Source organism: Ramlibacter sp. PS4R-6 (assembly GCF_037572775.1).
Classification (GTDB): Bacteria; Pseudomonadota; Gammaproteobacteria; order Burkholderiales; family Burkholderiaceae_C; genus Ramlibacter.
Window position 1 is genome coordinate 1,367,920 of record NZ_JBBHKA010000001.1, and the last position, 13,564, is coordinate 1,381,483.

The window sequence follows — 13,564 nt, forward strand, 5'->3', positions numbered from 1 at the left end:
GATCACAAGAAGCCCATCCTTACCACCTATACTCCGCGCTGGCTGAGCGTTTATTAGCGGAGCGCAGCCTCCACCTTCTCTACAGGAGTTTTCATGGCAATTACTGTCGAAATGCGTACGCAGATCTCCCAGCTGTACGTAGCTCTTTTCGGCCGCGCACCGGACGCGGAAGGGCTCGGTTTCTGGGTGAGCAAGCTGAACGCAGGCGAGTCGATGGTCTCCATCGCGAACCAGATGTTCGCGACCGACCCGGCTCGTGCGTATTACCCCTCGTTCCTGACCAATCAGGAAATCATCGCTTCGTTCTACCTGAACGTGCTGGGCCGTGCCGCTGACGCGGAAGGCCTTGCGTTCTGGACGGCGAAGCTCAACGCCTCTGGCGCGACGCCCGGCACCGTGATCAACGAAATGATCTCGGCTGTCGCGAACTACGTTGCCAACGGCGGTTCGGACCCGGCCGGCCTGACGAGCGCTGCGCTCTTCAACAACAAGGTCGCCGTCGCCCAGTACTACGGCGAGCACGCCGGCAACATCGACGACGCAACCGTCGTGCTGGCCACTGTCACGGCCGACCCGGCCACCGTCACCGCTGCCAAGGCCGCGATCGACGGCGGCATCGTGGGCCAGAACGGCATCGAAGTCGCTCTGACCACGGGTTCCGACCTGATCAACGGCACGCCCGTCGTCGACACCGTTACTGGCGTCTTCGGCACCGCGGCCACCGCCACGTTCAACGCCGGCGACGTGATCGACCTCGGCGCGGGCACGAAGGACACCCTGAACCTGGTCGCCAACGGCGTCACGGCTTCGGACGCGGTCATCGTCAAGAACGTCGAGATCATCAACGTCACCGACACGCTCGGCGCCACGGTCAACGCGACGCTGTTCGAAAACGGCCCCGGCATCAACTTCCTGAGCACGCAAACCGGCCTGACCTCCATGGTCACCGGCGCGTCCACGAGTGGCGTCTACGGCCTGGCCGGCAAGGGCAACCTGACGGTTGACTTCGCCAGCACGTCCGGCACGAGCGACACCGCCAACGTGTCGCTGGCCGGCGTCGGCGCGTCGACGACGGCTCGCAGCACGGTGAACGTTTCCGACACGAACACGATCGAGAAGGTCTCGGTTGCCACGACGGGCACGAACTTCGTGACGCTCGCCGCCGGCAGCGCCGCTGGCACGCTCACCGTGACCGGCAATGGCACGAACGACTTCGACCTGTCCGCAGCCAGCGCCACCGCTGCCCTGCTGACGCTCGATGCGTCCGCTTCCACCGGCACGAACACCTTCCGGATGGGCACCAGCCTGGGCGCCGGTGACACGATCAAGGGCGGCACGGGCGCCGACACGGTGACGACCAACTTCACCGCTGCCACGCTGAACAAGCCCACGATGACCGGTGTCGAGACGCTGACCGCCGACTTCGACGCGGCCGCCATCCTTGACCTCGGCGGCACGACGGGCCTCACGACCCTGACGCTGTCGGGCTCCACGGCCGACCAGACGATCAACAACGCGCCGGCGACGGTGACGAAGCTGACCGTGTCGAGCCAGGCCGACAACGACAACGACGTGACCTTCGGCTACGCGGCCGCCGCCAAGGGCGACCTGACGCTGACGATCGGCAGCACGTCCGCGACGGCCACCGCGTTCGACCTCGACGCCGTGACGCTGAAGAACACCTCGGGCGTGACGATCAACACGCTGGGCGCTCTGAAGTACACGACGAACTCGATCGACCTCAACGGCGACCAGTCGCACACCAACGTCAACGTGGCTGCCGGCTCGGTTTTCCTGCCGGCCGACATCACCAGCACCGGTTCGCTCGGCAACGTGGCGATCACGCTGGGCGCGGGCTCGATCTACTCGGGCGCCATGTATGCCCAGAACGGCGGCGGCATCGGCGACATCTCCCTGTCCATGACGGGCACGGGCGATGCCTTCGACAGCGGCGGCGCCCTGTACATCGCGGCCAGCGGCGGCGGTGACGTGGGTGACGTCTCGGTCACGCTGAATGGCACCGACGAGCGCGGCGGCATCTGGCTGTGGAGCGACGGCGGCAACATCGGCGACCTGAACCTGAGCGTGACCGGCGAAGACAGCTCCGGCTGGATCTACGCTGCGACGTCGGGCGGCGACATCGGCAACATCACCGTGAACGTCCAGGGTGACAACGCCGAAGGCGACATGAACGTCAGCGCCGCCTTCTTCAGCGGCGCCGCCGAAGGTGGCAACATCGGCAACATCACCATCACCGTGAACGGCGACGGCGCCAGCTTCTCCGGCGGCTTCGACGCCAGCGGCGGCGGCATCGGCGACGTGACCGTGAGCATCACCGGCGACGACGCGAGCGCGGGCATCCAGCTGCACGCGGGTTACCAGTGGAGCGACGACGACTGGGTGGCCGGCGGCAACATCGGCGACATCACCTTCAACGTCAATGGCGACGGCGCCAGCGGCACGGTGTATGCCTCCGCTTCCGGCGGCTCGATCGGCAACATCACCTTCAACGTCGAAGGCGACGCGCACATGCACTTCCATGTGAGCGCGGACTTCGTGACGTACTCGGGTGCCCCGCTCGAAGGCGGCAACGTCGGCAACATCACCATCAACCTGGGTGACTCGTCGACTGCTTCCGGCGACATCAACGCCTCCGGCGGCGACGTCGGCGACATCACCATCACCGGTGTGGGCGACGACATCTCCGGCGGCCTGACCGTCGAAGCCAGCCAGCAAAGCGGCCTGGCCTGGGCGGGTGGCGGCGACAGCTCCACCTACCTGAAGGGCGGCAACATCGGCGACGTGACGCTGGACATCAATGGCGACAACTCGAGCTACGACATCGACCTGCTGGCAAGCGGCGGCGACATCGGCACGGTGAACCTCACGCTGAACGGCAACGGTGCCTCCGGTGAGTACGAGCTGGCGGCGCAGAGCGCGGACGGCAACGGTGGCAACATCGGCCCGATCACCGTCAACCAGGGCGACGACACGGCAGCGGACCTGTACGTGATCATCGACGGCGAGACCTCGATCTCCTGGACGGCCGGCGACGGCGCTTCCGGCGACATCTACGTCAGCGGTGGTGAAGGCGGCGCGTCGCTCGACGTGGTCACGATGGACTTCGGCGACCATGGCGACCTGGGCTTCCACATCTCCGGCTTCAGCGGCAGCTTCGCCGGCCTGTCGATCACGACCGGCCTCGACGCGGACGTCGACGTGGACGTGAAGGACATCTACTTCGGTTCGGGCCCGGTGTCGATCACCACGGGTGCCAGCTCCGACGTGGACGTCGAGATCGCCAACTCGTACGGCGGCGCTGCTGCGCTGACCCTCGCGGGCGGTGATGCGGCCAGCACGGCAACGGTTGACGTCACCGGCACGACGCCCAGCTTCGGCGGCATCGTGGCGACGACGTGGGCCGGCATGCTGACGGCTGACCTGTCGGCTGTGACGGTGGGCACCACGGTGCAGGCCGGCACGGGCGGCTCGAGCATCACGGGCACCGAAGGTGCGGACAACATCTTCCTCGGCGCCGGCGTGGACACCGTCCACTTCGACACGACGTGGACGGCTGTCGACCAGATCTTCGGCTTCACGGCTGGTGCGGGCAAGGACGTGCTGGACATCGAGTTCGCTGCGGACCTGACCAACAACACCCGTACGACGAACACGGCTCTGGTGGTCAACAACGGCGAAGCGGTCAAGCTGACGGACATCGCCGGCGGCCAGGACATCACGACGGCAACGGGCCTGGCAACGGCGCTCACGACCGGCGAGTACAACCTGGTGACGGCGGACAACAGCTCGACGGTGAACATCATCACCGCCTCGACGGCTGCCTCGACGACGTACTACATCTTCGAAGCGACCGACTCGGATGCGAACGGCACGCTCGACACGGTGTCTCTGGTCGGTGTGGTGAACGCCAACACCGCGTTCAGCTCGCTGATCCAAGCCAACGTTTCCTGATGACCTGACGGGTTCCGGCCGCGAGGCCGGGCCCTGAAGTGGTACCCTACGAAACCCCGCCACCTCACCGGTGGCGGGGTTTTCCATTTGATGAAGAGCTGCGCCCGTGCGCAGCAGCGAGCGATCCAGAAATGACGAAACCGAACGAGCCTGCAACGCAGGAATTCGAGACCAATCCCGAAACGGAAACCGCGGAAGTCCCCGAGTCGCCGGGCGTCCCGGAGCCCGCGCCGGAAGCTCCGATCGTCACCCCGGCTCCCACGCAGGCCGTGGACAAGCGACCGGGCGTGCTTTACGCGTGCCCGATGAACATCCTGGACATCACCAGCGGCGCTGCGCTGTCCATGCGCACCATGCTCTCGTCACTGGCCAAGCGCGGCTTCCGCGTGGTCGCCCTGCAGGCGCAGATGTTCGACTCGGCGCAAGGCGCCGAACATGTCGTCGCCGCCGGTGAGCAGGTCAAGGACAAGGCCATCCTGCGCGCCCAGGTCCTCGGTGTCGAGCACCTGATCGTGCGCACGCAGGCTGTCCGCCGCCCGGACATGCGGTCGATGGAAGAGGAAATCTACCTGCGGCGCTTCCGCGAGGAACTGGTGACGCGCCGGCCGGAGTTCATCATCCTCTGGGGCGGCCTGCTGCTGGAAATGACGGTGATGCGCGAGGCGCGCCAGCTGGGCATCCCGGTGATCTTCTACCTCGTCAACGCCGGCTACACGAACAAGGACACCTTCCAGTACGTCTCGCGCATCGTGACCGATACCGAGGCGACCGCACAGCTCTACCGCGAGCGGCACGGCTTCGAATGCGTGCCCATCGGCAAGTTCATCGACCCCGAACTGATCAAGGCGAAAGAGCGCAAGCCGGAGTACATCACCTTCATCAACCCGAGCTTTGAAAAGGGCGTCAACGTCTTCATGCCGCTGGCCAAGCTGGCGGCGCGTGAGGCGCCCGAGATCAAGTTCCTCGTCGTCCAGAGCCGGGGCCGCTGGGGCAACGCGCTTCAGGTGCTGAAGTTCAAGGCCGAGGATTTCCCGAACGTGCGGATCATCGGGCACCAGAAGAACATGAAGCCCGTGTACGCCGCGACGCGGGCGCTGCTGCTGCCTTCGGTGTGGCATGAGAGCGGCGCGCGCGTGATCGCCGAAGCGTTGATCAACGACATCCCCGTGCTGGCCAGCCGCACCGGCGGCTCCGCCGAACTCGTGGGCAAGGGTGGCGTGGTGTTCGACCTGCCGGAAACCGTGCGCGAAAACCGCGGCGTCGCGGCGACCGAAGAGGTCGTGCGCCCGTGGCTCGAGGAGATCAAACGCATCTGGCACGACGAGGCGTACTACCAGGCGCTCACCGAGACCGTGCGCGAAGAAGGCAAGCTGCACGACATCGAGCGCAACACGGACCGTTTCCTGCGGGCGGTGGAGCCTCTCGTGAAGCAGGCGCATATGGCGCGGCAGGCGAGGGCGGCGGCCAAGCAGGCGGCGACGCCGGCGCCCGATGTGAAGGGTGCCGTGAAGCAGGCCCTGACCAAGAAGCAAGCGAAACAGAAGGCGAAGACCTCGCGCAAGCGCTAGCGCAGGCCGCTGGCGACTTCACGCAGCAGCGGGCGCCAGTGCGCCGGGGCGCTTTCCGCCACGGCCAGAAAGGACTCGACATCCTGCCGTTCGAACGTGAATGGCGCCGGCTCGAGGCGGGGGTCGTTCTGGGCAAACGCATCGCCCAATTCGCTGCGCAGCCACGCGTTTTCTGCTTGCAGCAAGGGATTGAGCTGTGGGGCTTCCGCCTCGCGCAGGACGAACTTGCCTCGCCCGACCCCGCGGATCGCCGCCAGCGTGCGCTCGTCCAACAAGCGGCCATAGCCCCGCTTCGACAACGTGCGTGTGTTGAGCCGCGACAGGAAGCGTACGGCAGCGTCGCTGGCGCGCTGGTTGGCCGCGACGTCGGTGGCCGGAAAGTTAGCCGTGGCCGCAGGGATGCCCAGCACGTCCAGGAACTGCCCGGCCGGCCCCTGTGGATGCCGCGCCGCGGCCTCGTAGCTGAGGAAGCGCGTATCGGGGAAGGTGGCACGCAGATTCTGAATGCGGCCACGCACCAGCGAGCCCTGCTGGACGAACTCCTGCACAACCACGTCGAGGGGGAGGCGCGGGCCTGCGGAAACCCGTTGCGCAACCATCGAATGGAGCCAAGAACTGAGGTGGCGGACCAGGCAAATGGCCTGGACGGTCCATCCGGCTTCGCCGAACCAGTCCTTCATCCGGTCCAGTTCCTCGCGATCGAAAACCGAGACGCCTTCGGCCACGAAGATGATGTTGCGGCGCGTGCGGGCCAGCTTGGCAGCCAGGGCTGCTCGGGTCGACAGCTGGGTGGCCGCGAAGTCTTCATCCGGTTCTGGCGCCAGGACGCCCGGACCCCATTTGTGTGGATCGCGCCGGAACACAAAATGAAACAGCGATGTATGGTTCGCGGGTGCGGCTCTCGATGTGCCCATTTTCCCCACCGGGAAGATGTAGCCGGCCTCCTGCAGCGCATCCTTGTTCGCGGCACACACCCGTTGGATCGAGGTGGTCCCTGTCTTGTGCAGCCCCGCGACGAGGATGATGGTGCCCATGCCGCGACTCTACCGAACGCCGGTGATATCTTCACGAACCCAGCCCTTGTCCGGCCCTTGCGGCAAAGCCCCGGCGCCACCCCGGGCCCACCGCTTAAAATCCGGTGAGACCCGGCGCCGCCTCGCTTCGAGCGAAGGCGGCGTCTTTGCAGATGCACCCATGACCATTGCGATCTCCGAAAAGCACAAGCGCGAGCTGAGCCCCGAGCGCGACTTCCCGACGCCCACGCCGGTGACGATGCGCTACGCGATCCTCTCGAGCCCGCGCTCGGGCAGCACGCTGCTGGGCCGACTGCTGCATGAGACGAAGCAGGCCGGCGACCCCCAGGAGTACTTCAACCCGCCGTTGCTGGCGCTGGCGCGCAAGCAGTACAACAAGCCCGAGCTGACCATCAACCAGTTCCTGCGCGAGATGCAGAAGCGCCGCACGTCGCCCAACGGCGTGTTCGGCCTGAAGACACACTACTCGCAGCTGCTGGGGGTCTTCCGCACGAAGAAGCCGACCGAGAACGTCGCCAAGTTCCTGCGCGAAGCCGGCAAGCTCATCTGGATCCGCCGCCGCGACCGCATCGGCCAGGCGATCTCGCAGGCCGTTGCCATCAAGACCAACGTGTGGAGCTCGGAGGACACGCGCTTCCAGAAGAACCCGGACGTGAAGATCCATCCGTTCGAGATCATCCGCACCCTGCAGGTCATCTCGCACGACGACGCGGGCTGGGAGATGCTCATCCCCGCCGCGAAGCTGGAGGTCCTGGAAGTCTGGTACGAGGACCTGGTGAACGACTACGAGAACCAGGCGCGCCGGGTGCTGCGTTACCTGGGCATCGACAAGGACGTGCCGACCATCCCCGCGCCGCCGCTGGAGCGCCAGGGCGGCGAACTCAACGAACGCCTGCGGCGCGAATTCCACGCCTACCTGGGCCTGCCGCCGCCCGCGGCCTGAAGCCGGACGTGCGGCCCGGACGCCCGTCCACGGAAAGCATCCCATGACGTCCACAGTCCTCGAACAGATCGAACGCCAGGCGGCGGCGACGCCCGATGCCATCGCGATCGCCGCGCATGGCCGCAGCCCGCTCGCGTACCGCCAGCTGGTCGCGCACATCCGCGCCACCGCCGAAGCGCTGAACCGCGCGGGCGCGGGCCGCGGCGATCGCGTGGGCATCGTGATGCCCGGCGGCCCGGAGATGGCCACCGCGGTCCTCTCGGTGGCCGCTGCCGCCGTCGCGACGCCGGTGAACCCCGACTTCAAGCAAGCCGAGTACGAGCAGAACCTGAAGCGCCTGAAGGTCAAGCTGGTCCTGACGCTGGCCGGCGGGCAGCATCCGGTGCGCGCCGCTGCGAAAGCGCTGGGCCTGCCCGTGGTGGACGTCAAGGTCGACACGGCGAAAGCCGCGGGGCTCTTCGAGCTCGCCGCGGCGCCCGGCGCGAAGGCCGCAGCTAGCGGCCTCGCCCAGCCCGATGACGTCGCGCTGATCCTGCAGACCTCCGGCACGACGTCGGTGCCCAAGACGGTCCCGCTCACGCAGCGCAACCTCGTCGCGTCGGCGCGCAACCTGATCGCGTCGCTTCAGCTCACGGCCGCCGACCGCTGCCTGCACTTCCTGCCGATGTTCCACATCGGCGGCGTGGTCGACGTGCTCATCGCGCCGCTGATGGCCGGCGGCGGCACGTTCATCCAGCCCAGCTTCGCCTCGGGCGAGTTCTACCGCGACCTGAAGGCGTGGCGTCCGACGTGGACGCAAGCGGTGCCCGTGATGCAGCAGGAGCTGGTGAACACCGCCGATGCGCATGAGGGCGAACTCGCGGGGCACCAGCTGCGCTTCCTGCGCTCGGTGTCCGCGCCGCTGCCCGTGCCGCTGATGGAAGCTGTGGAGAAGCGCTTCGGCATTCCCGTCATCGAGATCTTCGGCATGACCGAAGCCGCCGGCATGATCACCAGCAACCGCCTGCCGCCCGGCAAGCGCAAGCCGGGCTGCGTCGGCGCAAGCGCCGGCATGGAAGTGCGCATCCTCGGCGGCAACAACGAACCGCTGGGCACGAAGCAGATCGGCGAAGTGGTCATCCGGGGCGACAACCTGATGGCCGGCTACGAGGACAACCCCGAGGAGAACGCGCGCCTGTTCTCGGATGCGGGTTTCCGCACCGGCGACCTCGGCTTCCTCGACGAGGACGGTTACTTGGTCCTCACCGGCCGCGTGAAGGACATGATCAACCGCGGCGGCGAGAAGGTGTCGCCGCACGAGGTCGACCAGCTGCTGCTCTCGCATCCGGCCGTGGCCGATGCGGCGTCGTTCCCCGTTCCGCACCCGACGCTCGGCGAAGATGTCGGCGCGGTCGTCGTGTTGCGCAGCGGCGCGAAGGCAAGTGCGGACGACCTGAAGGCCTACCTGCGCGAACGCATCGCCTTCTTCAAGATCCCGCGCTTGCTGCGTTTCGTCGACGAGATCCCGCGCGGCGCCAACGGCAAGCTGCAGCGTGCCGTTCTGACCGAGAAGTTCGGCAAGCTCGAAGATGCCGCCGCCGAGCGCGCCGCGTTCGTCGCGCCGGAAGGCCCCGTCGCGAAACAGCTCGCGCAAGTGTGGTCGGAGATCCTGCAAGTCGAGGAGGTCGGCATGGATTCCGACTTCTTCGAGCTGGGCGGCGATTCGCTCAAGGCCGCCAGCCTGATCAACGCCGTGCAGCAGCGCTGGGGCGACACCATCTATGTGTCGTCGGTGTTCGACGCCCCCACGCTGGGCCGCTACGCGAAGTTCCTCGAGAAGCACTACCCGGAGCTGGTCGCGCGCATGCTGGGCCAGTCGGTCGCGCCCAAGGCGCAGGAGCCGAAGATCACGCCGCAGATGGTCACGGAGCTGCGCACGGCCATCGCGAAGTCCGCGCCCAAGCCCTGGGTGCCCAAGAAGAAGAACCCGCCGGCCATCTTCGTGCTGAGCCCGCCGCGCTCGGGCTCGACGCTGCTGCGCGCGATGCTCGCCGGCCACCCGAAGCTCTTCTCGCCGCCGGAGCTGTACCTGCTCACGTACAACACGCTGGCCGACCGCAAGGCCTGGTTCTCGGGCTCGCAGCGCTTCCAGCTCGAAGGCAACATCCGCGCGCTGATGCAGATCCGCCAGCAGCCGCTCGAGGAAGTGCAGGCCTGGTTCGCCGACCTCGAAGCCAAGGCCTTCCCGACGCAGGAGTACTACGGCCTGCTGCAGCAGTGGCTGGGCGACCAGTGGCTCACCGACAAGACGCCGGCCTACGCGACGCACCTGGAGACGCTGGAGCGCGGCGAGACCTGGTTCGAGGACACGATCTACATCCACCTGCTGCGCCATCCGTACGGGATGATCCGCTCGTTCGAGGAAGCCAAGCTCGAGCAGCTCTGGTACCCGCGCCTGGTCGGCCAGGACGCGGGCCATCCGGATGCGAGCCCTTACGGGCGCCGGCAGCTGGGCGAGATGATCTGGCTGATCCTGCACGAGAACATCGTGAAGTTCCTGGACAAGATTCCCGCCAACCGCAAGTTCCAGTTGCGCTTCGAGGACATGGTGAACCAGCCCGAGGCGGCGATGCGCGACGTGTGCACGCGCCTGGGCCTGGATTTCGCGCCGGACATGCTGGCGCCGCAGGGCGACCAGAAGCAGCGCATGACCGACGGCATCCACGAAGGCGTCTCGCGCATGATCGGCGACCCGAAGTTCCACAAGCACAAGAAGATCGAGGCGTCGGTCGCCGACCAGTGGAAGAGCGCCTACGAAGTGGACTTCCTGTCCGAGCAGACCCTCGCCCTCGCGAAGAAGCTGGGTTACACGGAGACGGTGGCCGACGTGCGCGGCCGCGAGGACATCGAGCTCTGATGAAGCCGATCGACCAGCTGCTGGCTTCCGTCGCGGCCCTCGACATCAAGTTGTGGGTCGAGGACGGCAAGCTGCGCGTCAACGCGCCACAAGGCGCGATGACCGGCGAGCTCAAGTCCGAGCTGTCCGCGCGCAAGCAGGAGCTGATCGAATTCCTCGAGCGCGGCGCCCAGTCCGCCGCGCCGGCGACGCTGCAGAAGCGCGCGCCCGATGCGCGCGTGCCGCTGACGCACGGGCAGGAACGCATCTGGACGCTCGCGCGCCTGGAGCCGGGCAGCAGCGTCTACAACGTCCCCACGGTGTTCCAGCTGGCGGGCAAGCTGCAGGTGCGCGCGCTCGAGCAGGCGCTGGGCAACGTGTTGCGCCGCCACGAGAGCCTGCGCACGGTGTTCCCCGGGTCGTCGGCCGCCGATGCGCACCAGGAGGTGCTGCCGCATGCGCCCGTCGTGATTCCGGTGATGGACGCCGGCCGCGACCTCGCCAAGCTGCCGCCGCAGCAGGCGCAGCGCGCGCTGCACCGCCTGCTGCGCGCGGAGGTGGCCAAGCCCTTCGACCTGGAGCGCGGCCCGCTGTGGCGGGCGCGACTGTTGCGGCTCAAGCCCGGCGAGCACGTCCTCGTGCTGACCATGCACCACATCGTCTTCGACGGCATGTCCAAGGCGATCTTCCTCGACGAGCTGGCGCAGGAGTACCGCGCGGCGGTCGAGGAGAAGCCCAGCCCGCTGGCCGAGCCCGAGCTGCAATTCGCCGACTACGCCGTGTGGCAACGCGCGCGCCTGGACGAAGCCACGCTGCAGCGCCAGCTCGATTACTGGAAGCAGCGCCTCGCAGGCGCCGTGCCGCCGCTGGCCACGCCGAACGAGAAGGACCGCGTGCCGGGCAAGGGCAAGGCGGGCAACCTGAATTTCGTCATCCGCCCCGAGCTCACCGCGCAGCTCGCCGCCTTCGGCCAGGCGGAAAGGGCGAGCCTCTTCGTCGTGCTGCTCGCGGGCCTGAACCTGCTGCTGCACGGCTACACCGGCCAGCAGGACCAGGTTCTCGCGGCGCCGATGGCCAGCCGCGAGCGCGCCGAGATCGAGCGCATGGTCGGCTACTTCAACAACATCGTCGCGATGCGCTGCGACCTGCAGGGCAACCCGACGTTCCGCGAACTCGTGGGCCGGCTGCGCACGCTGTCGCTGGAAGCTTTCGACAACCAGTACGTGCCGCTGCAGCACGTCGCGCAGCTGCCCAACCTGGCGCGCACGCCGCTCACCCGCGGCATGTTCTCGTTCCAGGATGCCTCCAGCCGCAAGATCGACCTGCCCGGCCTCGCCGCGCGGCCCATGAGCGTGCGCAAGGACGCCGCCGACTTCGATTTCGCCGTGTACACGGAGCTCGAAGGCGACCGCATCACGGGCGTGCTCGACTTCAACGCCGACATCTTCTCGGCCGAGCGCATGAAGCTGCTGCTGCAGCGCTTCCAGGACGTGCTGGCCCGCGCGGCGGCGGACCCGGACCTGCGCGTCGCGGATTTCCCGCAGTTCGGCCGTCCGCTGGCCGACATCGAGAAGATGCTGGCGGAGCACCCGCAGATCGACCAGGCCGTGATCGAGCGCGACGCATCCAGCGGCGCGCTGAATGCGTGGCTGGTCCTGAACGAGCACGACGTGCCCAGCCTCGACGTCGTGCGCGCGCATGCGCGCAAGTTGCTGCCCGCTTACCGCATGCCGGCCAGCTTCATCCCCGTCGACGAAATGCCGCTCGCGCCGGATGGCAGTGTGAATCGCAGCGCCCTGCCGCCGCCGGCCAAGGGCCGCGACAGCATCGCCACGCCCTACGCCGAGCCGCGCAGCGACCTCGAGCGGACGCTCGCCGCGATCTGGAAGCAGGTCCTGTGGCTGGACTTCGACGTCGGCATCCACGACAGCTTCCGCGAGCTGGGCGGCCACTCGCTGCTGTCGGTGCAGATGGTCGTGGAGATCGAGAAGGCGCTGGGCAAGCCCGTGCCGCCGCGCGCGCTGGCCACGCTCAATACGGTCGCGCAGCTGGCCGAGGCGCTCGAGCGCGGCGACAGCGGCGATGACGCGCAGGGCGGCAGCTCCGCCGTGCTGCCCAACGACATCTACCAGGGCTTGCGCAGCCACACGGCGTCGTGGGAAGGCCAGCGCACGTCGCCGGACGGCGTGATGGTGGGCCTGAACACCGACGGCCCGAAGCAGGCGCTCTTCTGGTGCCTGCAGCGCTACCAGGAACTGCAGCAGCTGGCCAAGTACCTCGGCCCCGAGCAGCCCGTGTGGGGCATGCGCTCGGGCAACCGCGTGATGGTCAAGACGCAGGACAACATCGAGCTGCTGGCGAAGCACTACGTGGGCGAGATCCTGCAGGCGCAGCCGCAGGGGCCTTACCTCATCGGCGGGAACTGCCAGGCCGCACTGATCGCTTTCCAGGTGGCGCGCCAGCTGCGTGCACTGGGCCACGAAATCACGCTGCTGGTGATGCAGGAGAAGTTCGCGCCCTTTGCGTACGACTCGCCGGTGGCGCTGCTCTTCGGCGACCGCAGCGTGTACAACCCGCGCCGCTCGTACGCGAAGCCCGAGATGGGCTGGCACAAGTTCTACACCGGCCCGGTCGCGATGACGCAGATCCAGGGCGAGCACGGCCAGTTCTTCCGAGAACCCAACGTGCAAATTCTCACGGCCACCATCAAAAGATCCATCGAGGCGGCCCAAGCTGGAGCATTGCGGGACGACCCCCCTAGGATCGCGTCCGGCCAGGTGCTGCCCGAGGAAGCCTACCGCGCGCGCGTGTCCGCGCAGGCCCCGCAGGCGCGCGCCGGCGAGCGCGCCGTGGTGCGCGTGGAAGTGACCAACGAAAGCAGCGTGCCGTGGCAGCCTTCGGCCCGCAGCGGCATCCACGTCGCCAACCGCTGGCTGCGCACCGACGGCGGCGAGCCGATCGAGCTGGATGGCCGCGCTGAACTCGTGCGCGAACTCGGTCCCGGCCAGACGGCCACCGTGGAACTGGGCGTGACCGTGCCGGCCGAGGGCGGCCGCTGGGTGCTCGAGATCGATCTGGTCGACGAAGGCGTGGCCCGTTTCCAGGAGCGCGGCTCCAAACCGTGCTTGTTAGAATTCACTGTTGACGTTCCCGCCGTGGCGGGGGTGTGAGG

The 13,564-nt window shown here is 67.6% G+C and carries 6 protein-coding genes; 5 read left to right on the top strand and 1 reads right to left on the bottom strand.

From position 1 onward, the window contains the following. Positions 1 to 111 precede the first annotated feature (111 nt). Together WG903_RS06750 and WG903_RS06755 are read left to right on the top strand one after the other, a co-directional pair. Complete coding sequence (locus WG903_RS06750; protein ID WP_340073526.1) at positions 112 to 3,972, top strand: DUF4214 domain-containing protein; 3,861 nt, start codon at positions 112 to 114, stop codon at positions 3,970 to 3,972. A gap of 131 nt (positions 3,973 to 4,103) precedes the next feature. Next, on the top strand, positions 4,104 to 5,540 hold the full coding sequence (locus WG903_RS06755) for a glycosyltransferase (protein ID WP_340073528.1): 1,437 nt from the start codon (positions 4,104 to 4,106) through the stop codon (positions 5,538 to 5,540). On the opposite strand, the gene WG903_RS06760 is transcribed toward WG903_RS06755, so the two are convergent. Continuing rightward, entirely contained in the window at positions 5,537 to 6,574 is a 1,038-nt protein-coding gene (locus WG903_RS06760) for a hypothetical protein (RefSeq protein WP_340073530.1), read from the bottom strand. The genes WG903_RS06755 and WG903_RS06760 overlap by 4 nt on opposite strands. A 160-nt stretch (positions 6,575 to 6,734) precedes the next feature. Here WG903_RS06760 and WG903_RS06765 point away from each other — a divergent pair, with 160 nt between their 5' ends. Genes WG903_RS06765 through WG903_RS06775 form a run of 3 tightly spaced genes read left to right on the top strand, consistent with a single transcriptional unit; the run spans position 6,735 to position 13,562 of the window. Further along, positions 6,735 to 7,517: a Stf0 family sulfotransferase gene (locus WG903_RS06765; RefSeq protein ID WP_340073533.1), complete on the top strand. Its 783-nt coding sequence runs from the start codon at positions 6,735 to 6,737 to the stop codon at positions 7,515 to 7,517. 43 nt (positions 7,518 to 7,560) lie between these two features. Further along, the gene (locus tag WG903_RS06770) at positions 7,561 to 10,413 is read left to right on the top strand and encodes an AMP-binding protein (protein ID WP_340073535.1); all 2,853 of its coding nucleotides are present in this window, start codon (positions 7,561 to 7,563) and stop codon (positions 10,411 to 10,413) included. Continuing rightward, positions 10,413 to 13,562, top strand: a complete 3,150-nt coding sequence (locus WG903_RS06775) for a condensation domain-containing protein (protein WP_340073538.1) — start codon at positions 10,413 to 10,415, stop codon at positions 13,560 to 13,562. Before WG903_RS06770 ends, WG903_RS06775 begins: the two co-directional genes overlap by 1 nt. Positions 13,563 to 13,564: the final 2 nt, after the last annotated feature.